This is a genomic window from Achromobacter spanius (assembly GCF_003994415.1).
Lineage (GTDB): Bacteria > Pseudomonadota > Gammaproteobacteria > Burkholderiales > Burkholderiaceae_B > Achromobacter > Achromobacter spanius_C.
Window position 1 is genome coordinate 5538453 of sequence record NZ_CP034689.1, and the last position, 24130, is coordinate 5562582.

7 protein-coding genes are annotated in these 24130 nt (G+C 65.9%); 4 read left to right on the top strand and 3 right to left on the bottom strand.

The annotated features are described in order from the left end of the window. Positions 1-19 precede the first annotated feature (19 nt). Positions 20-1468 carry a sulfatase-like hydrolase/transferase gene (locus tag ELS24_RS25410; RefSeq protein WP_127185691.1) on the top strand — a complete coding sequence of 483 codons (1449 nt, stop codon included), beginning with the start codon at positions 20-22 and terminating at the stop codon, positions 1466-1468. After that, positions 1465-2796, top strand: coding sequence for an FAD-binding oxidoreductase (locus ELS24_RS25415; RefSeq protein ID WP_127185692.1), 1332 nt, complete (start codon positions 1465-1467; stop codon positions 2794-2796). Before ELS24_RS25410 ends, ELS24_RS25415 begins: the two co-directional genes overlap by 4 nt. Positions 2797-2858: 62 nt before the next feature. Here the strand turns inward: ELS24_RS25415 and ELS24_RS25420 are convergent, their stop codons facing one another. The 3 genes from ELS24_RS25420 to ELS24_RS25430 all read right to left on the bottom strand — a co-directional run bounded on the left by ELS24_RS25420 (position 2859) and on the right by ELS24_RS25430 (position 7328). Next, positions 2859-3683, bottom strand: a complete 825-nt coding sequence (locus tag ELS24_RS25420; RefSeq protein ID WP_164741302.1) for an alpha/beta fold hydrolase — start codon at positions 3681-3683, stop codon at positions 2859-2861. 68 nt (positions 3684-3751) lie between these two features. Beyond that, positions 3752-6448: a hybrid sensor histidine kinase/response regulator gene (locus tag ELS24_RS25425; protein WP_240669383.1), complete on the bottom strand. Its 2697-nt coding sequence runs from the start codon at positions 6446-6448 to the stop codon at positions 3752-3754. A gap of 34 nt (positions 6449-6482) precedes the next feature. After that, complete coding sequence (locus tag ELS24_RS25430; protein WP_127185694.1) at positions 6483-7328, bottom strand: response regulator transcription factor; 846 nt, start codon at positions 7326-7328, stop codon at positions 6483-6485. Between the two features lie 497 nt (positions 7329-7825). Between ELS24_RS25430 and ELS24_RS25435 the strand changes: the two genes are divergently transcribed. Together ELS24_RS25435 and ELS24_RS25440 are read left to right on the top strand one after the other, a co-directional pair. Then, on the top strand, positions 7826-9439 hold the full coding sequence (locus ELS24_RS25435) for a ShlB/FhaC/HecB family hemolysin secretion/activation protein (RefSeq protein WP_230694182.1): 1614 nt from the start codon (positions 7826-7828) through the stop codon (positions 9437-9439). Positions 9440-9463: 24 nt separating this feature from the next. Then, positions 9464-24124 (top strand): filamentous hemagglutinin N-terminal domain-containing protein, encoded by a 14661-nt coding sequence (locus tag ELS24_RS25440; protein ID WP_127185696.1) that lies wholly within the window; start codon positions 9464-9466, stop codon positions 24122-24124. The last annotated feature ends 6 nt before the right edge of the window (positions 24125-24130 follow it).

Here is a 24130-nt window from a genome sequence, read left to right on the forward strand (position 1 = left end):
GCCATATCCAGGAAGCACAATGAAAGGCAAAAACATCGTCGTCATCATGTCCGATGAACACAATCCCGCGTTCATGGGTTGTTCCGGACATCCGTTCATCAAGACACCAAACCTGGACGCGCTGGCCGCGCGCGGCGCACGCTTTCCGAACGCCTACACGCCCAGCCCGATCTGCGTGCCGGCGCGCGCGGCGTTCGCCACCGGGCATCGCGTGCACCAGACCCGCCATTGGGATAACGCCATGCCGTACGTAGGTGATCCACAAGGCTGGGGCCATGTGTTGCAGCAGCAGGGCATCAACGTTGAAAGCATCGGCAAGCTGCACTATCGCAATGAAGAAGACCCGGTCGGCTTCGATGCGGAACATATCCCCATGCACGTGGTGGGCGGGCACGGCATGGTGTGGGCGTCGATCCGGGACCCTTACTTGCCGGTGGAAGGGCGCAAGCGCATGCTGGGCGATCGCATCGGCATGGGCGAATCGCCTTATACGTCCTATGACAGATCGGTGACCGAACGCACGCTTGAGTGGCTGCGCGCGGCGGCCGATCGCGGTGAACCATTCGTGTTGTACGTGGGTCTGGTAGCGCCGCATTTTCCGTTGATCGCGCCTCGGGATTTCTTTGACCTGTACGACGCCCGGCAGATTCCCCACGCCAAGCTGCATCCGAAAGACGGCTACGCACGCCATCCCTGGGTGCAAGCCTACGCGGAATTCGAGCGCAGCGAAGACACCTTCCAAAACGAAGACGAGCGCGTCAATGCGTTCCTGGCGTACTACGGACTGTGCAGCTTCCTGGACAGCAACGTGGGCCGTATCGTGGACGCACTGGGCGCGCTCGGCCTGGCCGATTCCACGCATGTGGTCTATACGTCAGATCACGGCGACAACGTGGGTGCGCGCGGGCTCTGGGGAAAATCCACGCTCTACCAGGAAAGCGTGGGCATTCCCATGATCGTGGCCGGGCCCGACGTATCGCCTTCCGTCTGCGATACCGCGGTGGACCTGCTGGACCTGTATCCGACGATCTTGCAGGCGGTGGGTGTGGACCCGGCGCCGCACATGGGCACGCGGCCCGGGCAGTCGCTGTTCGATATTGCGCGGCAAGCTGTTGATGATGACCGCGCCATCCTCAGCGAATACCACGCGGCGGGCAGCAACACCGCGGGTTTCATGTTGCGCAAGGGGCCTTGGAAGTATCACCACTACGTGCGCTTTCAGCCTGAACTGTTCGACCTGGAGTCGGACCCCGGCGAACTGCATGATCTGGCGGGCGACCCCGCCTATGCCGCTGTGCTGGCGGGGATGAAGGCCGCGTTGTACGCGATCTGCAATCCGGAAGACGTGGACCGGCAGGCCAAGGCCGACCAGGCCGCGTTGATTGAACGCATGGGTGGGCCGGAGGCCGCCTCGACGATGGGTTCAAGCGGCGCAACGCCCGCCCCCAAGGTGGAGCAAGCGGCATGAATGGGGTTGAACAGCATGTGGATGAACGATACCTACAGGACTGGAGTGGCCTGACACGGGGCGTGCCCAGCGTCGTGCACCGGCCTGTCACCACCGACGAGGTGGCCGCCCTGGTCCGCGATGCGGATCGGCAGGGCCGCAAGATCACCATCCAGGGCGGCCTGACCGGGCTGGCGGGCGGCGCAGTGCCGGCCGATGGCGACGTGGTCATCAATATGGAGCGCATGAACCGCATCGAATCCATTGATGCGGTTGAAGGCGTCATGCAGGTGCAGGCGGGCGCAACCTTGCAACAGGTGCAGGAAGCCGCGCTTGAGGCCGGTTGGTTCTTTCCGGTGGACATGGGTGCGCGCGGCAGTTGCCAGGTTGGCGGCAACGCCGCCACGAATGCCGGCGGCACGCAGGTGGTGCGTTACGGCACCATGCGCGACTCGGTGCTGGGGCTGGAAGCGGTCATGCCCGATGGGTCTGTGGTGACGTCGTTGACCCGTCTGGTCAAGAACAGTGCTGGCCTGGACTTGCGGTTCCTGTTCATCGGGTCTGAAGGCACGCTGGGCGTGATCACCCGCTTGACCTTGCGCTTGCAGCCCGATCCCGGCGCGCCGGCCACCGCGCTGGTGCAGGTGCCGGACACGCAATCCATGGCCTTGTTGCTGCGCCATCTGAAGAAGACCTTGGGTCCGCAACTGAGCGCCTACGAATTCATGTCGGCGCCATACCTGCAACGCGCCAGCGACCTGGCGGGCGTGCCCCTGCCCTTACCGGGAGACGCCCCCTGGAGTGTGCTGATCCAGGCTAGCGGCCTGGCCGGCATGGATCCCCAGACGGCCCTGGAGAATGCGCTGGAAGGCGCGCTGGAAACGGGCTTGATCAGTGACTGCGCGGTGGCGTCCAGCCTGTCGGACGCCCAGAAGTTCTGGCGCCTGCGGGAGTGCATCCCCGAATTGCTGACTGCGTTGAAACCCACGGTGAACTTCGACTGTGGCCTGCCTTGGGCGGAGATGCCGGCTTTTGTCGCTGAAGTCGAGGCCGCGCTGAAGCAGAAATACCCCAACGCCGCGCATTTGTTCATGGGACATTTGGGCGACAACAACATCCACATCCTGACCGGTCCGCACGCGCAAGGCGAATGGCTGAGCGTGGAAGAGCTGGTCTACGGTGCGCTGCGCGGCCGGCAGGGCACGATCAGCGCCGAGCACGGCATCGGCTTTCTGAAGAAGCCCTTTTTGTCCTATACCCGCAGCGACGGCGAGATCGCGTTGCTGAAGCGGCTGAAGCGCGCGTTGGATCCCAACAATACGCTGAACCCGGGCCGCGTCATTGATTGACGCTCGCACGTCGCGACGTGGCGTAACGGCCAATTTTTCTGTGAAAGCATGACGATCGGTGCTCAAGCCCCCGCAATCTGCTTCAACACCGCCGCCACAATCGCCTCGGGCCGATCTTCCTGCACAAGATGGCCCGCGTGCGCGATCGGCATACACGGCGCGTCTGAGATCAGCGCCGCCAAGGCCTTGCCTTTCGCGTACGGAATCCAGTTGTCGTTCTCGCCCCACAGCACCTGCACCGGGCAGTCCATCCGGCGATACATACCCTGGACCTCGTCCGTGTACTGCTGATCCATCTGCGCAATCTGGCGGTAAAAGGCGGGTTGACCGACCTGGCCCAGCCACGGCTGGCTATACACGTCCAGCGCTTCGTCCGACAGCGGATGGTAGGCCGCCGTCTGTAGATAAGCGTGCAGCAGCGCGCGATGCATATAGTCGGGCATGCCGGCAAACGCGCCCTCGTGTTTGCGCACGTGCTGCACGAAAGGCGAGCCCCACGGGGCCAGGGCCACGGCGTCAAAGATCGTCAACGAGCCGTAGCGCAAGCCGTCCAGATAATAGGCCCGCAACGCGGTGGCCCCGCCAAAGTCATGCGCCAGGACATCTGGGCGGTCAAGTTCCCATTCCTTGAACAAGGCCGCCAGCACCTTGTTCTGCACGGCCAGCGACACGTCTTGCCCGTCGCGCATTTCAGATTGTCCATAGCCCACCAGGTCAAAGACATAAACCGTTCTGCGATCCGCAAACGCCGGCACGATGCGGCGCCATACCTGCGAGGAAAACGGCGTGCCGTGAATGGCCACCAGCGGCGGCCCTTCCCCGCACGTTCCCCACCTGACGGCGTTGCCCTCGATGATGGATGTGTTCGGCAAATGCAGCACAGTCATCTCCTTTTTCATATAGCCATTTAGCTGACGTGGCTGCAACGGCAATTGTCGGTGCCGGCGTCGTCGGGCTAAGAAAGCCCCCGCATGCCCTCGCACAGCTTGCGTATCGCCGCGATGTCACCCTGCCTGGCCATGCGCCGCAGTTGTTCGCTGAAGTCCTTCAACGTGGCATCACGCACCCGTAGCGCCAGCGCCCAGTCGATCAGGTCCGAGATGGCGCCGCTGTCCAGCAGCAGCCGCACTTGCGCCAGGTCGGCGTCGGACAGCCGCGGCGTCGGCTGCGTGACGGCTTCCACGTCGTTGCCGGCGTGTTTGATCGGCAGGTGCAGCAGCCGGCTCAACACATGGCGTAGCTCAACCAGGCTGATGGGCTTGAGCAAGCTGGCGTCATAGCCCGCGCCGCCCCAGGCCTGGGTGTCATGAGGCGTTGCCGACACCGCGATGACGGGCAGGTCTGGCCAGCGCGCGCGGGCCGCCGCCAGCACGGCCGGGCCGTCGACACCCTCCATGCGATGGTCCGTCAAGATCAGGTCGGGCCGCCGGGCGTCTTCGGCGCCGATGCGCGCCACCATGCCCTGGCCATCGGCCTCGCTGTCCACCTGAAAGCCCATGCTGGCCAGTTCCTCGACCAGGAATTCCCGAATCTCCGGCGTGTCCTCGGCCAACCACAGGCGCTTGCCGGATCCATCCAATGCCGGCAGGACGTGCGGCGCAGCGGCAATGTAGTGATGCGAGATGCGGGATTCGTCCATCTTCCTGACCGGTAGCGTGACGCTGACCCGCGTCCCCTGCCCCACCTCGCTCTCGATACGGATTGCGCCCTTCATGCGCTGCACCCATTGCTGGACGATGGGCAGGCCAAGCCCCACACCCGGCTGATTCTCGGCGGAAGCCAACCGCTGGAAAGGTTCGAAGATGCGCTGCCTGTCTTCCGGCGCGATACCGCATCCCGTGTCACGCACCGACAGCGCAAGCCGTCCCGATGCCCCGCTCGTGTCATCGGCGTCGGGCGCGGTGTAGTCGGCGGTCAAGGTCAGGACGCCGCCGCGCGTGAACTTGGCGGCGTTGTCGATCAGGTTGGACAGCACCTGCCGCACACGCTTGCCATCCATTTCCAACACGGCCGGCACCGAGTCCGCCACCCGAAACACGAACTGGTTGTTATGCCTGGCGGCGATCGGCGCGGACTCCTTGGCGACGGCATCCAGCAAGGCGTGCACGTATTCAGGAGACACGCGCAACGCCTGGCCGCCGGCGCCAGCGGCGTAATCGATCAGGTCGTTCACCATGCCCAGCATGTGGTCGGCGCTACGGCGAATGATTGCGCCGCGCGGCGCGTCGTCACGGCCGCCCGCCTGGATCAGGTCCGCGAAACCGATGATGGATGTCAGCGGCGTGCGCAGATCATGGCTGATGCGCGCCAGGAAATCCTGACGCACGCGGCCGGCTTCATCAGCATGGATGAGCGCCTCCTGCAACGCTTGCGTGCGCTCTCTGACGGCCAGGTCCAAGCGCTGGTGCTCGCGTTCGCGCGCCAGTGTCAATTCGCGCTCGACCGCCAGTTTTTCCTGTCGATGCTGGCGTGTGCGTCCATGCACCAGCACCGCCAGCATCAGCGACACCGACAACAGGTCCCAAGCCACCTCCGGCCCGCCTTCCCAGCGCCCGGGCAGCAGCCCGTTGATGAAAGCCAGCCGCAGGAAGAGCAAGGCGCAATACACCGCGAAGGACAAGAGGAAGATCCGCGCGTTGGCATGCCCGCGCCGCCAGCCGTCGGCCATCGAGACAGGCCAGACCAGCCCCCACAGCAAGACCAGTCCGACCACGGCCTGCGCGCTGGCGCGATACTCGCCCAGCGCCGCCCAGACCGAGCCCGCCAGGCCCAGGGCGATCAGCACGCCATACACCCAACGCCAGAGCCGCACCCGATGCAGGTCCGCGAACCGCATCACGGTAAAGCCGAACACCGTGGCCGCCAGCGTCCCCAACACACTGGGCGCGCGCAGCACCATTTCGCCGCCGCCCGTCAGCACATAGCGGTACAGCAAACCCTGAAACGACAGGCTGTAGAGAATCTCGATGATGATGGCCGCGGCCAGAAACACGAACACCTGATCGCGCTGGGCCACGCCCAGTACCCCGGTATAGAAGGCCACCATCAGCAGCGCGCCGATCAGCAGCGCCAGGACCACCGTGCCGCGCTGCGCCGCGTCCACGAATGCCGCCGGTGTCCACAAGGTGGGTTCCATGCTGATGGCCGAGCGGCTCTGCACCCGCACCAGCACCGTCACGCGTTCACCCGGAGTCAGCGGCAGCGTGGCCACCGACACGGAAGACGGCACTTCGCGCAGGGCGAGCGGCTCGCGGTTGCCTGCCAGCACGATTTTGAAGGGCTGCCGTTGACCGTCGTGATACAGGTAGAAGCGCACATCTTCCAACCTGGGTACGCCAAAGGATAGCCAACGTTCCAGGAAGCTGTCGGTGGGGTTGTGCACGTCCAGCTTCAGCCAGTACACCGTTGGCGAAAAGCCCCGGTTCAACCAGCCGGGCGTCACGGGTTGCCAGGGACCGTCCAGAACCTGGCTGACGTCCTGAGTCCCGTTTGGGTCTTCCTGCCCCACCAGTTCGTGGTTCAGCGGCAGTTTGCCGGTGACGGTGCTCAGGTCCACGGACGCCGGCGCGGCCTGTGCCAACGCAGGCAGCACAAGGCAAGCCAGGGCCAATGACAACGCGGACAACAAGGTCAATACGGGCAGCAACGACAACGGAGGCCGCCAACCTGGGCAGCCAAGACGGCGATCAAGCATAGGGATCAAATTCCTGGCGCAAGGCCGTGGGCGGCATGCCGAAGCGTTCACGAAAGGCGGTGGAAAAATTACCCCGGTTGCCATAGCCCACGGCTTGCGAAATGGCCTGGATGTCCAGGCTGGTCTCGCACAGCAGGCGGCGCGCCTCGCGCATGCGCTCTTCCCGCAGGAACTCGAAGACGGTGGTTCCCGCACAGCGTCGGAACGCCTGATTCAGCCGCCGCGCGTTGGTGTTCAGCGCCTGGGCCAGGGCCATCAGTTCGGGCGTGTGATCCAGCCGTTCGCGCAGCAGCTTGCGCGCCGCGCGAAACAGGACGCCATCCAGCGTGGCGCCCGCCGCGGCGGCGGATGTGCCGTCTTGCGCGCTCGCCTCGGCCACGGCCGGCGCGGATGCGGGCGCAGGCGCAGACGCGGACGTTGAAGCCACCCGCAGATGAATCAGCAGGCGCAGGCGCACTTCCTCGAAATCAAACGGTTTGGCCACGTAATCGACGGCGCCCGCCGACAGCCCCGCCACCCGTTCGCCGGGCAGGCAGGCCGCGGTCAGGAAGATGATCGGGATGCCGCGCGTGGCTTGGTCGGCCTTCAACAGGCGGCAGGCCGCGAGGCCGTCGCAGACCGGCATGCTTACGTCCATCAGGATGATGTCCGGCTGCACCAGTTGCGCCTTGCGATAGCCGTCGTTGCCATCCTCGGCCACATAGACCCGGCAGTCCTGGCTGGTCAGGAAATCCACAAGCAGCATGCGGTCTTCGGGACGGTCTTCGACGACCAGCACGCGCAAGCCGGCGAGCTGGCCTGGAGCCAGCGGGAAAAAGGCGTCGTTCATGCCACGCATTTTTTCATGCCAGCCGACGCTCGCGTTGGTAACAGGAGACAAAACCGAGGCCGTGGCCCGAATAATTTTCCTTGCGGCAAACCTACCTGGCATTCCAGCAAACCTCGGCAATGGAATATTTGCGTACTTACGCTAATGTTTGTTACAGCGCGAAACTGGTCAGGTTTGCCTTTTTCCCGGGCTTTTTGGCGTCGCCGCCACAGGCCTGCGAAACCTGAAATTCCCTGCATTTTCCGGTACCTGGCCAGTGACGGCGTCGCGAGCGAAGGCTTATTTCAGCGCTTGGCGGTTGCAAAAATGTTGTGTAGCCAAGCGTAAGTCATATGTCAAATAGCTTCCGTCAATTCTATATGTAACAACCCGCCGTCTGATCCTCCATGCGCCGCTTATCCCGCTTCTGCCGTCCCCTCGTCTTCTGTCTGACCCCCATTTCCTTGCATGTTGGCCTTGCCTGCACAGCCCTGGCGCTGGCCGCCGGACCGGTCCTGGCACAAAGCGTGCGTCCGCAATTGCCGTCGGCCGCCGAACCGGGCCGCGCCCTGCCGCAGCCGGCCATGCCGGAAAGCACCACCGCCTCGCCGCAGGTCACGGTGCAGCAGGGCAGCGCGTCCGAGGCGCCGGCAGGCGCCGACAAGCTGAGCTTCACGCTGACCAGCATGCGCGTGGACGGCGTCACCCACTATTCCCCCGAGACAATCAGCGCGTTCTACCAGGGGCTGGTGGGCAAGACGATCACGGTGGCCGATGCCTTCAAGGTGGCCAATGACATCGAGCTGCTCTACCGCAACGACGGCTACGTGACCACGCGCGTCATCGTGCCTGAGCAGACGGTCGACGGCGGCATGTTCCGCATCGTGGTGGTCGAAGGCTATGTGTCGGACGTGAAGTACGACGGCGATATCGGCCCCGCGCAAGCCGCGGTTGAAAAACTGGTGCAGCGCCTGCGCGGCGTGCGCCCGATCAACGTGGCCGAGGTCGAACGCCAACTGCTGTTGGCCAATGACCTGAGCGGCATGATCGTGCGCGCCTCGCTGGAAGCCTCGCCCAAGGAAGTGGGCGGCTCGGTGCTGGTGGTGCACAGCGAGCGTAAGCCCGTCGATGCGCGGCTGGGCTTTGACAACCGCGGCTCGCCCTACCTGGGCTGGAGCGAAATGACCGGCCAGGTCACGCTGAATTCGTTTGGCGCGCGCGCCGACACCTTCACGCTGAGCGGGCGCCTGGGCTTTCCGGCGTATCGCAGCCAGGCCGTGGCCGGCAATTACGACATGCTGGTTTCCGACAGCGGCATGACCTTCGGCCTGGCCGCCAGCTACGCCAAGAGCGAGCCGGGCCGCGACCTGGCCCCGCTGAACGTCGCCAGCGACGTGCAGGCCTACACCGCCACACTGACCTATCCGCTGATCCGCTCGCGCCTGGAAAACCTGCGCGCCTTCGGCATGTTCGATGTGCGCAACGTCGCCACCGACATCACCGACACCCCCTTCACGCGCGACCGTCTGCGCGTGCTGCGCGCGGGCCTGAGCTATGACCGCACCGACAGCTGGAACGGCATCACCGCCATTCGCGGCACCGTGCACCAGGGCCTGGACGTGATGGGCGCCACGCAGGAAGGCTCGGAGCTGGCTTCGCGCGCCAAGGGCCGTTCGGACTTCCTCAAGCTCACCGCCGAGCTGACCCGCCTGCAACAGCTCACCGAGCGCCTGTCGCTGGTGGCCACCTTTGCTGGCCAATACAGCGCCAGCCCGCTTTTGGCCAGCGAGGAATTCGCGCTGGGCGGCCCCAACTTCGGACGCGGTTACGACGACGGCGAAATGTCCGCCGACTCCGGCGTGGCCGGCTCGCTGGAACTGCGCTACGCGGTGTCCACCGACAACTTCCTGCCGCATGGCGCGCACGTCTATTCGTTCATCGACGGCGGCCGCATCTGGTCGCGCAGCGAAAGCGCCCCCTTGACGCGTGCCAACGTGTCCTCCTTCGGCGCGGGCATGCGCGCCAACCTCAGCAAGAACCTGTACGCCACGTTTGAAGTGGCCAAGCCCACCAGCACGGATGTCCTGACCCAGGGCAACAAGAATCCCCGTGTGTTCTTCAGCATTTCGGCGCAGTACTAAGCAGCGAACGACAAGAGACCGACCATGAATCGCAATTCCCGCAGCCTCGCCTCATCCGCTCGCCGTCCGCGCATGAAGAAAGACGCCGCCCTGCCCGCGCTCAGCACGCTGGCCGTGCTGATTGGCTCGCTGGCCTCAAGCGGCGCGCACGCCAACCCCACCGGCGGCAACGTGGTGGGGGGTGCAGCCACCATTGTGGACCGGGGCAACGGCACGCTGGACATCAACCAGTCCAGCGGCAAGGCGATCATCAACTGGAAAGACTTCAGCATCGGCGCCAACGAGACGGTCAACTTCCGTCAACCCGGCGGCAAGAGCGTCACGCTGAACCGCGTGGTCGGCAATGACCCTTCGGCGATCTTCGGTCGCTTGAACGCCAACGGCACGGTGATGCTGGTCAACCCGAACGGCGTGGTGTTCGGCAAGGGTGCGCGCATCGACGTGGGCGGCCTCGTTGCCACCACGGCAAACATCAGCGACAAGGACTTCCTGGCCGGCAACTACAAGTTCAACCAGGCCTCGTCCAAGGCCAATGCCATGATCGTGAACGAAGGCACGATCAGCATCAAGGACAGCGGCCTGGCCGCGCTGGTGGCGCCGTCGGTACGCAACTCGGGCGTCATTCAGGCCAAGCTGGGCCGCGTGGCCCTGGCGGGCGCCAAGACCGTTACGGTCGACTTCCAGGGCGACGGGCTGCTCAGCTTCGACGCCACCTCCACCGTCAATGAACTGCCGAAGGATGCCAACGGCAAGCCGGTGTCGGTGCTGGTCACCAACAGCGGCGTCATCCGCGCCGACGGCGGCACCGTGCTGCTGACGGCACGCGCCGTCAAGGGTGTGATCGACAACGTGGTCAACACCGACGGCATCATCAGCGCCCAGTCGGTGGGCATGCAGAACGGCAAGATTGTCTTGGCGGGCGGCGATGCCGGCACCGTCAAGATCGCGGGCCAGGTCGACGCCACGGGCGCCAGCGCCGGCCAGCAGGGAGGCAAGGTCGTCGTCACTGGCGAACACGTGGACGTGGCGCGTGGCGCAACCATCGACGTATCGGGCGCCGCGGGCGGCGGCGAGATTGCATTGGGCAGCCTGGGCGTGGCCCCGGACAATGGCTCGGCCGCGTTCAGCGGCAAATCGTCCACCGTCAAGGTAGCGGCGGGCGCCACGTTGAAGGCCGATGCGCTTGTCAAGGGCAACGGCGGCAACGTCACGATGTGGTCGAACGACGCCACCGCCTTTGCCGGCAACCTGTCGGCGCGTGGCGGAGAACAAGGCGGCGACGGCGGCTTTGCCGAAGTCTCCAGCAAGAAGAACATCGGCCTAACCGGTTCGGTGGACATGCGAGCGCCCAAGGGCAAAACGGGCCTGCTGCTGATTGACCCGACCGACCTGCGCATCGTCGATTCCGGTAACGGCTCTGGCGCGCTGGACGGCAGCGCGGGCGACGGCACCGTCAACGGCGGCGATGCCAACGCGGCCAACAACACCGTGTCGCGCGGCCTCTTGGAAAGCCTGGCCGGCACCACCAACATCAAGCTGGAAGCCACCGGCCAGATCACCATCGCGGACATGGCCGCGATCAATCTGCAAACCACCTCGGGCAACAGCTTCACGCTGCGTTCGACGCAAACGGGCGGCATCCGCTTCGAGAATTCCAATACCGAAATCAGCACCCAGGGCGGCGCCATCACGCTGGAAGCACTGGGCGTGGGCAGCACGCTGGACAACATCGGCAAGCTGAACAGCCGGGGCGGCGCGATCACGCTGAACGCCACCGGCGACATCAACCTGGCCAACGTTATTGACGCCGGCAGCGGCGCGGCGCTGGTCCGCACCAGCGCGGGCAGCATCCGCAATGTGGGTGGCGCCAACCAGGTGGTGGCGGGCAACACCGTCACGCTGGACGCCAGCGGCGGCAGCATCGGTGAAGCCGGCAACGCGGTCAACACCCAGACCACCCGGCTGGCGCTTGCCACCGGCGGCAACCTGGCCGTGGCCAACCGCTCGGTGCTGAGCACGCTGGACATCACCAGCCGCCATGCGCAATCGGGCGTCAACAACACGTACGCGCTGACATCCAGCGGACTGACTTTCTCGCTGACGGACAACGGCAGCTACCAACTGAACACGGTCGACCAGGCCGGCCTGAACTTCTCATTCACCGGCGACCGCACGATCAACGCGGGCAGCATCGCGCTGGGCACCGGCGCGCTGGCGCTGACGTCGACCGCGGGCGACATCCGGGCGCGCGACAGCCTCAGCAACATCACTGCCGGCAGCATCGCGCTGAAGGCCACGGGCAGCACCGGCAACAACGGCGCCATCGGCTCCTCGGGCCTGGCGCTGAACACGCAAACCGGCACGCTGACGGCCGCCAGCGGCAGCGGCGGTGTGTACGTGAACAACACCGGCAACCTGGCGCTGCGCGCCATCGACACCACCGGCGCGCTGTCCGTCTGGACGGGCGGCCAGTTGACGCTGGGCGCCATCAAGGCGGGTGCGTCGTCCTCGCTGACCTCGGGCGCCAGCAGCATCCTTGACGATGGCGATGACGCCACCTCGATCGCCACCAACGCGCTGACGTTGTCGGCACAGAACGGCGCCATCGGCGCCGCGTCGCGCGTCCTGAAGACCAACGCCAACAGCGTGTCCGCCACCTCGGGCGCGGGCGGCGTGTATCTGGACAGCACCAGCAACAGTCTGACCATCACCCAGGCGCAGGCCAACAACGCCGCGATCGTGATCAACGGCGCGGGCTCGGTGTCGGCCAACAACGTCAGTTCTTCGGGCGGCGCGGTCAACCTGACCGGCAACAGCATCTTCGCCGGCGAGATCAACGCCGGCTCTGGAAACGTCACCCTGACCGCGCGTGCGGGCAGCATCACGGGCTCGTCGGCGTCGCTGATCACCGGCAACCTCGTCACCCTGCTGGCCCCGGCTTCCAACAGCAACTACACCGTGGGCACGGCAGGCACCTACCTGCGCACGGCGGCCGGTGAACTGCGCGCCACGGGCGGCAGCATCTACCTCAACCAGGCCCAGGGCTCGGTGCTGCTGGATGACCTGAAAGCCAACAACGGCATTTCGGTCATCGGCGTGGCCGACCTGACCGCGAACAAGCTGGACGCCGGCACCGGCACCTTGTGGCTGAACGCCCAGGGCGGCAGCATCCTGCGCGCCAACGCCAACAGCGAACTGCTGGGCAACAGCATCAACCTGCAGGCTCAGCGCCACATCGGCACGGCCAGCGATCACATCAAGACCGCCACGACCAACCTGACCTTGGGTAGTGGCGGCGACATCTACATAGACAACCCCGGCAAGACGCTCACGTACCTGGCGGTCAGCAACTCCCACGCCGACCCCCTCCGAAAGAACATCCTGCTGGTGTCCGCGCCCTACCTGGCGTTTGACGTCAATGACGATCTGGGCAACGCCTACGAACTGAAGCAGGTCTACAGCTCGTTGCTGAACCAGTTCATCTTCAGCGGCGACCAGACCCTGAAACTGGGCAACATCCGCGCGGGCAGCAGCGTTGCGCTGACGTCCACGCAAGGCAGCATCCTGGACGATGGCATCGCGGATACGCGCGTTACCGCCAACTCCGTCACCCTTAGCGCCAACCAGGACATCGGCAGCGCCACCAATGCCGTCTCGGTCAACGCGCCCCACCTGTCGCTGAGCACGCGCGGCAACCTCTACGCCACCGACATCGCCGACCTTTACACACTGACGGTCACCGCACGCCACAAGGCCGAGGATGACCGCTACGTGCTGGACGTGCGCGCCCCGTCGCTGCTGTTCAACATCACCGATGACATCGGCGGCCATACGATTCACGAAGTGCGCGACAGCAACTGGGTGAACTTCAACTTCACCGGCGACCGCGACATCACGGTTGGCAGCATCGACACCGGCTACAACGGCAGCATCTCGCTGAACACAACGGGCGCCATTCTCGACGACGGCGACAAGAGCACCCAGTTGCTGGCCAACTCGGTGTACCTGTATGCCGGCCGCGCCATCGGCGCCACCGGCACGGGCTATCTGGACATCCTGACCAGCAACCTGTCCGGCACGGCCAACAATGGCGGCTTCTACGCCCAGTTGCCCAAGCCCACGGGCGCCAGCAACACCACCGGCGTCATCTCGCTGGGCAACATCACCGCGACCGACGCCGTGCAGATCGACGCGCGTCAGGGCGACCTGCTGCTGACGGGCACGGTGCGAAGCTGGAACGACGACGTCACGCTGAACGCGGCCAACGGTTCCATCCTGGGCAACGGCGCGGGCAGCGTTTATGCCGGCGGCAGCGACATCTTCCTGACGGCCACGGGCGCGATCGGTGGCCTGTATTCGGGCAACGTAAGCTATGTGGGCGTGGGCGGCGCGGGCCTGGTCAACGTGCAGGCCAACGCAGGCGGCGACCTCTACCTGAACGGCGGCAACAGCAACATCAAGCTGACGTCGCTGACGGCGGGCGGCCAGCTTGGCTACATGCAGTTCTCCGGCAACACGACGGTGGGTAGCGTGCAGGCCAACGGACCGGCCTCGCTTGCCAACAGTTCGGGTTCCATCCTGGACGACGGCGACGCCGCCACGAAGATCCAGGCCAGCAGCATCGCGCTGTCAGCCGGTGGCGTACTGGGTGCAGCCGGCGCCGCGCTGACCTTGCAAGCCCCCGACGTCAGCCTGACCAGCGGTGGCGACATCATCGCCAACAATCTGAGCGGTCTGACCCGTCTGGCCGTCACACGCAATGGTTCGGCCTACGGCTCGTACGCCATCACCGCACCCAACCTGTCGGCCTTCACGCTGACGGACGACGCCAACGGCATTCATCTGAAAGACATCGCCAGTTCGAGCGATCTGGACTTCGCATTCTCGGCCAACGGCAAGCACCTGCTGGTGGGCAACGTCGATGCCGGCGCGGCCGGCAAGGTCAGCCTGGTGTCGGCCGGCAACATCGCCAACGACGACCTGGACCACCCCGGCGCGATCCGCGCGGCCACGGTCTCGCTGACGGCGGGATCAAGCGGCTCGATCGGCTCGTCGGCCACTGGCGGCACGCTGGCCCTGAATGGCACGTCGGCGCTGAGCTTGAAGGGCAATGACTTCTATGTAGACAGCGATACCGTCCTGCAGAGCCTGGCCATCAACAGCTTGCGCGCAGCGGGCGGCGCCAGCACGATCGCCATCGGCGGCGGCGCGGGCCAGACCATCCGCATCACGGACGACGGCACCACGCAGTACCTGGAGCAGATCACCGGCGGGCTGACGGACTTCAGCTTTACCGGCCGCAAGAATATCCAGGTGGGCGCCATCACCGCCAGCGATTTTGTCAGCCTGACCACGGCCGGTGGCGGCGTCAATTCCAGCATTACCAGCGATGCCGGCACCGGCCGAATCACGGCGGGCACGGTCAAGCTGTCGGCCACCGGTAGCGACAACTACACCGCGCGCGATGCCAACACCGGCGCAATCGGCAGCAGCGGGCGCGCCCTGCGCACGGCGACCAGCACGCTGGCCATTGCGAACAACGGCGACATCTTCTTGAACAACGGTGGGCAGGCGCTTGACAGCCTGGACCTGAACCTGACGCGCCGCGACGCAGCCAGCACCACGGTTCCCGACACCAACGCTTATTCCTTCTCTGGGCTCGGAGCCCAATCGCTGTCGATCTCCGGTGGCACAACCCTGTCGATCGCGGCGAGCATGAGCAACGCCGCATTGGCCATCAGCGCCGATTCCGCCATCGCGACCAACACGATCAATATGGGCACGTCGGGTTCGGTGTCCCTGACCTCGCGCTACGCGAACAGCCTGCTCAGTCCGACCATCTCGCGCAGTTCCGGCACGATCACCGGCAACAGCGTCACCTTGAACGCGCTGGGCGCCAATGGCAGCGTGTCGGCGTCAACCAGCGCCAATCACCTGTCGATCGGGTCGGCGGGCAACGTCGCCGTCTCCAACAGCAAGCAGTTGTCGTCGCTGTCGCTCACGGCAAACCACAGCAACACCACCGGCGCGCAGACAAATTCGTACGCCATCTCGGCCACCGGTCTGACCTTCTCGATGAGCGATTCGACCGGCGTCAATGGGCTGACGATCAACTCCGTCTCAAGCGCGAACGATCTGGCGCTGTCGATTGCTTCCGATCGCACGCTGAGCGTCCACAATGTCGCAACCGGCGCGGGCGGCTCCGTCACCTTGAGCAGCAACAACATCTACGGCAACAGCAGCAGCGCCAGCAGCCCCAATATCACCACGGGCGAGCTGACGCTGAACGGCGGCTCGGTCACGGGCACCTACAACACCAACCAACCGCTGTATGTCAGCGTTGACAAGCTGTCTTCGAATCTTCGCGGCAGCCTGTGGCTATCGAATAACAAGACGCTGACGCTGGGCAACAACAGCGCCCTCGGTTGGGCACGCGTCGACGTCACCAACGGATCCATCCTGCAAGGCGCGGGCAGCAACTTCATCACCCCCTCGCTGACGCTGACCGCCACGCAGTCCATCGGCGCCGGTGGCAACGCGATTCAAACGGACACCCGCCAACTGACCACGCAGACCGGCCACGACCTGTATCTGAACAATGCCTCGAACCTGTTCAGCCTGAACGTCACCGCCAACCACGCGGACCAGGGCGTGAACAATATCGTCCAGGTAGCGGCCCAGGGCCTGACGTTCAACCTTACCGACACCGGCGCCTACAACCTGTTCGACCTGCGCGACACCACCGGCCTGAACTTCTCGTTCTCGGGTGACCGCACGCTGAACATCGGCAGCATCGACACCGGCCCCGCGCATACCGTCAGCCTGGCCGCCACTGGCGCCGGCAGCAACATCGTCAACCTGTCGCCCACGTCGCACGTCACGGGCGATTCGGTGAACTTGTTCGCCACGGGCCAGATCGGCACAGGCTCGACCGACAAGATCAGCACGACCACCAGCGACCTCTACCTGACGGCCGGCAGCCACGTCTTTGTGGGCAACGACCGCGACCTGTCCAGCTTGTCGCTGTACGCCACCGGCGTGTCGCCCGCCACCTATGACATCACGTCGGACCAACTGATATTCGACGTGGCACACAACGGCCGCCTGCAAGCCAACCTGGTCCGCGACAACACCGGACTGAACCTGACGTTGTCCAGCAACGTCGGCCAGGACATCGGTGTCCTTGATACGCAAACCACCGGCACCGTGCGCCTGTCCACCAACGGCAGCATCCTGGGCAGCGCCGACGACAGCCAGCGTATCACCGCCGCCCAGGTGTCGCTGACTGCCCAAGGCACGGGCGGCATCGGCGCCGAGGGCCGCGAAATCAACCTGTCCGCCCCGGTGCTGAACATCCAGAACACCGGCGACGTTTACATCGATTCCGACACGCACATTGATACGCTGTCGCTGTACTCGATGGGCAACGACGCGCGTTCCTACAGCATCAATTCACCGACCCGCGAAGGCGGCACCATCGCCTTCACCGCCACGGACGGCGGCAGTGGCAGCACGGCCGGCCTGGTGCTGGGCAACATCACGGATGCGGGCGGCCTGAACCTGAGCGTTACCAGCGACCGCAACATCACCGTCGGCACCATCAACGTCGGCTACGACAATGTTGCGCTGACCGCGCGCAACAGTTCACTGCTGGGCGATGGCGATGCCAACACCAAGATCGACGCCGCCGCGCTGACCCTGAACGCCAACACCGCGATCGGCGCCGACGGCGCCGGCAACGCCATCGACACCCGCGTCAGCACGCTGACCGGCCGCGCCGCTGGCGGCGGCGCGTACATCACGGTGGAAGGCAATACCAGCCTGCCCAGCCTGACGTCGGTGGGCGCCAGCGCGGTCAGCAATACCGTCGGCGACATCGAGCTGGGCTCGGTCAACACCAACGGCAACGACTTCACCGTCAACAACACCGGCGGCTCGATCCTCAGCGGCACAATCGCCAACGCCACCACGGTCAACTTGACGGCCAACGGCTCGATTGGCAACAAGAGCGCCATCCGCACCACGAATCTCAGCGGCGGCACGACGACCGTCAACCTCAGCGCCAAGCAGACGGCCACGGCGGACGGCAGCATCGCACTGACCGAAACCTACGGGCTGCGCGCCGCCTCGGTCAGCGGTGATGGCAACATCACGCTGACGGCCGATACCGCCAGCGCCGGCCGTGATCTGGTGGTGGGCACCATCAGCACCAGCGGTGGCGCGGTCGCGTTGACGACCAGCCGCGGCAACATCGTCGGCGCGGACAACAGCAACCGCATCACCGGCAAGAGCGTCACCCTGACGGCCGACTACGGCTCCGGACGCAGCATCGGCTCGAATGCGACCCGGCTCCATCTGGACACGCCGTCGCTGACGCTGAACACCCCGGGCAGCATCTATGTCGACAACCTGGCCGACCTGACCGACCTGAGCATCAACCGAAGCAACGCAACGGGCAGTCAGAATGGCAGCGCTGGCGTCCTGGCCATCAGCGCCCAGAACCTGACGTTCAACGGCGTCGACAGCGGCAACAACACCGCGCTGACCACCGTTCGCGACAGCACCGGCCTGAACTTCACGTACAAGGCGATCGGCTCGATCACGCTCGACGACATCAACGTAACGGCCAATGGCTCGGTCAACCTGTCGACCAATCCCTACTACTACACCGGCGGCTCCATCCAGGGCATGAGCGGCACGTCGAAGATCACGGCGGGCGACCTGGCGCTGTCCACCGCGTCGGGCGACACCAGCAACGCGATCGGCTCGTCCAGCCGCGCCCTGAACACCCAGGTCAACAACATCTCGGCGACCGCCTCGGGCGGCATCTGGCTGAAGCAGGCGGGTTCGATCAACCTGGGCAACCTGCGCGCGGGCGAAGACCTGTCTGTCACCACCACCACCGGCGACATCCTGGTTGGCACGGTCAGCTACGGCACCGACAAGACGCTGACCTTGAACGCCCAGAACGGCAGCATCCTGGACGGCGGCGGCGCGATCACGGGTTCGGGCAACGGCGCCATCACGCTGAGCGCGAAGAACGGCATCGGCACGAACGATGCGGCCATCAAGATCGCCGCGCCGAACAACCCCGTGTCCGCCACCGTGACCGGCGACGGTTCCTTGTACCTGGACAGCACCACCAACCTGCTGGGCGGCCTGACGACCTCGGTCGCCAACGGCGAAACGCGCGTCACCTCGTCGGGCAATCTTGTCCTGAACAGCATGACGTCCGCCACCGACGCCGCCGGCAACGGCATTTCGGTGAAGGCCTCGTCGGGCAACATCACCGTCAAGAACGTGCAGGCGGGCGCCACCCAAGGCCAGATCACGCTGGACGCCGAAAATGGCTACGTCTTGGCCGACGCGGCCGGCGCCACCATCAAGGCGTATGGCGTGGCGCTGAACGCGCGCTACGGCATTGGCGCCAACACCACAACTGGCCGCATCAACGCCACCGGCCAGCGCGTTGAAGCCACCACCACCGGCGCGATGTACCTGGCGGCGGACAACAACGCCGTCTACTCCTACCTGTCGGGCAATACCATCGACATCGCGGCGGCCGGCAACCTGCAGATCGCCAATGCCATTGCCAACAACGGCAGCGGCACGATCAGGATCGTGGGCAACGGCACGAACAGCCAACTGGTGGCCGGCAACATCGACGCGGGCACCGGCACGGTCAACATCGACTACAGCAAGGCCGGCAGCACCATCGTTGACGATCGCGAGGAATCCACGCGCATCATCGGCAATTCAGTCACGCTGAAGGCCGGTGCGGGCATCGGCGGCGCCGCAGGCTCAGCCGACAACGTGCAGACGACCGCCGCCATCATCACGGCGGAAGTCACCGGCAACGGCTCGATCTTCCTGGACGACGACCGCGCGGCCGGCACGACGCTGAATTCCATCATCACGCAGAACGGCGCCATCGGCATCACCACCGCTGGCCCCACGCTGGTGACCAGCGCCTACACCCGGACCAACTCGGCGGACAACGACATCGCCATCGCCACGTCCCAGGGCAACCTGTTGATCAACACGATCAACGCCATGGATTCGGGCGACGTCACGCTGACCGCCGCCGGATCCATCCTGGGCGCGCTGGCGGGCAACCTGGTCTACGGCAACAGCCTGACGGCCACCGCCGGCGGCAGCATCGGCGCGGCCACCAATCTGGCCAACGGCACGGGCGGCATCGCCCTGCGCACCAACCTGGCGTCGCTGGGCGACCTGACGACCGGCGCCGATGGCGCGGTGATCGTTCTGAACAACGTGGGCAGCCGTGCCCTGACGCTCAACGGCGACGTGACGCAGACGGGCGACAACAGCTCGGTGTACCTGCGTTCGTCCGGCGACCTGGACGCGCGTTCGGGCCTGTCCAATACGGCGGACAACCTGCTGCTGTCCTCGGCCGGCACGCTGACTGTTGCTGGCGCGGGCGTGCAGGCCAACAACACCATCACCCTGGCGGGCGGGCACGATGTGGTTGCCGCAAGCGCCACGCCGCGCGCCATCGTCGCCCGGGGCGATACGCTGAACTTCACGAGCGGCGCGGCAGGCGGCAATACGGTATTGACGACGGAAGTCGCCAACGCCAACGTCAGCCTCACCGGCACCACCGTGCCGGCCGACCTCACGTTGAACAACACCGGCGCGCTGACCGCCGCGCTGTCCACCGCCAACGGCAACATCACGGCCAACGCCACCGGCACGCTGGATGTGTCGGCCACGGCCAGCGGCGGCAACCGCACTATCGACCTGAGCTCGCAGCACGGCGACGTGGCCTTCGGCCTCATCGATGCGGGCGCCGCGAACGGCAGCGTCATCCTGGCCGCCGCCGAAGGGTCGCTGCTGGGGTCGGGTATCAACATCACGACCAACAGCCTGGATCTGACCAGCATGACCGGCATTGGCGACGCCGGCGCCGCCTTCAACACGTCGGCGCGCTACCTCACGGCCAACGTCCTGGGCACGGGCGACATCCTCGTGGACGGCACCGGCGCCTTGACGCTGGGCCGCATCGCCACCGCGGATGGCCACATCCAGATTGCGTCGGTCGATGACCTGATCAGCTCCGTCGGGCTCTCCGCCGGCAATCATGGCGACATCTTCCTGGGTTCGGTCTTGGGCAACGTCGGCGTCAACCACGCCATCGCCAGCAACGAGGCCAACAACCTTGCGGTGATCGGCGCGCAGATCGGCCTGACGGCCGTCAACACGGCTGGGTCCCAGAGCTACGACGGCGACGTCACGCTGAACGGCGACCTGACCGGCACGTCCATCGACATCACCGGCAACGCCACGCTGGCTGGCGGCACGCGCACGCTGACCGCCTCTGGCGCGGACGGCATCGTCGCCGTCGGGGGCCTGCTGCAAGGCGGCGGCCAGCAAGCCGTAATCGTCGCCAATGACGGCGACGTGATACTGGGCGGCAACGCCAGCAACCTGGCCAGCCTGAACATCGACGGCGCCCACATCGACCTGCAAGGCGTCAGCACCACCGGCGCCCAGCAGTACAACGGCGACACCACGCTGCGTGGTCAGTACACGACGGCCAACGGCGCCTTCGGCGTCGATGGCGCCACGGTGCTGGGCAGCGGCGTCAACGTGGCCACCGGCGACGGCGCGGTCACGTTCACGGGCGAGGTCTCGGGCGCCAACGCGCTGACCGTCACCACCACCGGCACCACCACCTACGGTGGCGCCATCAACACGGCGTCGCTGAACCAGGCTGGCACGGGCATCACCGCCCTGAATGGCGGCAGCGTCACCACGACCGGTGCGCAGCACTACGCCGGCCGCGTGGTGCTGGGCGACGATGCGGCGCTGAGCGGCAGCACCATCACCCTGGCCGACGGCGCGGATGGCGCCCACGCGCTGGAGATCGATGGCGCTGCATCGCTTGCGGGCGCCATCGGCGCCAACACCAAGCTGGCCAGCCTGACCGTGACCGGCCCCGCCACGCTGACCACCAGCAGCATCGCCACCACCGGCAATCAGCACTATCAGGACGCCGTCACGCTGGGCAGCGACCAGTCGCTGTCCACCACTACCGGCAGCGTCACGTTCGACGACGCGCTGATCGGCGCCCGCAACCTTGTCATTGACTCGACGGCAGGCGGCGACATCAGCTTTAACGCCGTGGGCAGCGCCGGGCAGCGCCTGGGCAACCTCACCGCCAACACCGCCGGCGCCACCACCTTCAATGGCGCGGTGTACGCCGCGTCGGCGCAGACGGATGCCCCGGGTACGGTAGCCATCAACGGCGGCCTGGTCGACACGACAGGCACGCAGACCTTCCGCGAACTGGTTACGCTGGGCGCGGACACCGTATTGAAGGGCAGCACCGTCAATCTCTTGGGCGGCGGCGACGGCGAACACGGCCTGACGATCGACGGCGAGACCGTGCTGAAGGGCGCGTTCGGTGCGCAAGACGCGCTGGCCAGCCTGACGATCAATGGCACGTCCAGCCTGGACGGCAGCATCGGCACCACGGGCGACCAGTCGTACCACGGCACGGTCACCCTGGACGGCGACGCCGCGCTTGCCACGCAGGGCGGCAACATCACGTTCAACGACAAGGTCGCCAGCAGCCACGGCGACGGCCACGACCTGTCGTTGGCCGCCAGCGCGGGCAACGTCACCTTCACGGACACCGTTGGCGACAACGCGGGTGGCCGCCTGGGCGACATCACCATCGCCAGCAACGGCGCCACCACGCTGACCGACGTGGTCTACGCGGCATCGATTGCGTCGGACGTCGGCGGCACGATCGCCATCAACGGCGGCCTGGTCGACACCACCGGCACGCAGTCCTACGGCGAACGGGCCATCTTCAGCGGCGACACCGTATTGAAGGGCAGCAGCGTCGGCCTCTTGGGCGGCGGTGATGGCGCACACGACCTGACGATTGACGGCGACGCCGTGTTGAAGGGCCCGCTCGGTGCGCAGAACGCGCTGGCCAGCCTGACGGTGAACGGCAAGTCCACGCTGGGCGCGGGCAGCATCGCCACCACGGGCGACCAGTCGTACAGCGGCGCGGTCACGCTGGGCGGCAAGGTCGCGGTGGCCAGCCGCGACGGCGACATCCGCTTCAATGACGCGCTTGACGGCGGCTACGACATGACCGTATCCGCGGGCAAGGGGAACGTCAACTTCACCGCCCCGATCGGGCAAGGTTCGCGTCTGGGCAACCTGACGGTGGCCGCCGCGGGCGACATCGTCCTGGACGGTCCGGTCCGCACCGCCTCGCTGCAAACCAGCGGCAATGGCGATGTGCTGATCAACGGCGGTTCGGTCAACACCACGGGCGCGCAGCAATATGGCCAGCACGTGATCCTTTCTGGCGTGGACACCACCCTGACCGGCACCAACGTGCAGCTCAAGGCTGGCGTGGACGGCACCGAGTCGGGCCAGCAAGGCCTGATCATCGCCGGCAACGCCAACATCCAGGGCGACGTCGGCGCCACCACGCCCCTGCGCGGCCTGGCCGTGCAAGGCAGCACCACGATGGGTCCGGGCAAGGTCGTCACCATCGGCGACCAGGTCTACACCGGCGCCGTCACGTTGACGGGCGACCGCGACCTGACCAGCAACACCGGTTCGGTCGTGCTGGGCAGCACGCTGGACGGCGGCAATGGCAACAACCTGGCCATCGATGCCGCCAAGAACGTGCAGGTGGCGGGCAACGCGACCGGCCTGGGGTCGCTGACCTTGCGCGCCGTGGACACCATCGTGTTCAACGGTGACGTCAGCGCCTACCGCGTGCAACAGTTGGAAGCCCAGTCCGCCAGCTACAACGGCAACGTGCGCGCCTCGGGGCCGGACGGCATCGACATCGCGGGCGGCACGGTGTCGTTCGGCAAGAACGTCACCGCCGACACGGGTTCGATCCATATCGCCAACACCGACCCGACCGGCACGACGACGTTCGGCGCCGGCTCGACGGTGAAGGCCGCCACCGGCTTCACCCAGACCGGTGGCGCCGGCCTGACGCTGCCCGCGCAACTGCTGGTGACCCAAGGCCCCATCAACCTGGGCGCACCCGCCAAGTTGCAAGGCGCGAACGCCACCATCAGCACCAACGGTGACATCACCGCTGTCGGCCTGGTTGGCCCGCAAACGGCGTTGACGCTGGCGGCCGGCCCGCTGGGCGCGCTGCGCATCGGCCTGAACGACGCCAACCCGAACCACAAGCTGAACGTGGCCTCGCTGACCGTTCCCACCGCAGGCTCGGCCGACGTCTGGGGCACGATCGGGGGCAGGTCGGACGCCGTTGCCGCCACTTCCATCAAGAGCTCGTTGGTGGGCGCACCGTACTACCTGAACGGCGTCACGTGGGGCCCGACGGGCATCATCGACCGCCTGTCCTCCATCACCTTGCCGCAGCCCATCATCCCGACCACGCCTACCGCCGATTCTTTGTTCCGTGGTACGGTCCCGTCTGATGGTTTCGGCCCGGATGCGCTGGGTGCGTACACCGATCCGCAGGTACTGAAGGTGGCCAACGCCAGCTTCAACTGGCAACTGCCGTCGGGCGACAACGCCGTGCTGACCACGCCGACCGGCAACAACTCGGCCCTGCAAATCCCGGGCGGCAACTCGCAACAACCCGTCGCCGAAGGCAATCAGCCTTCCGACGACGAGCGTCGCAACCGCGACGCGCAATCCCGCACTCTTTGATTCGAC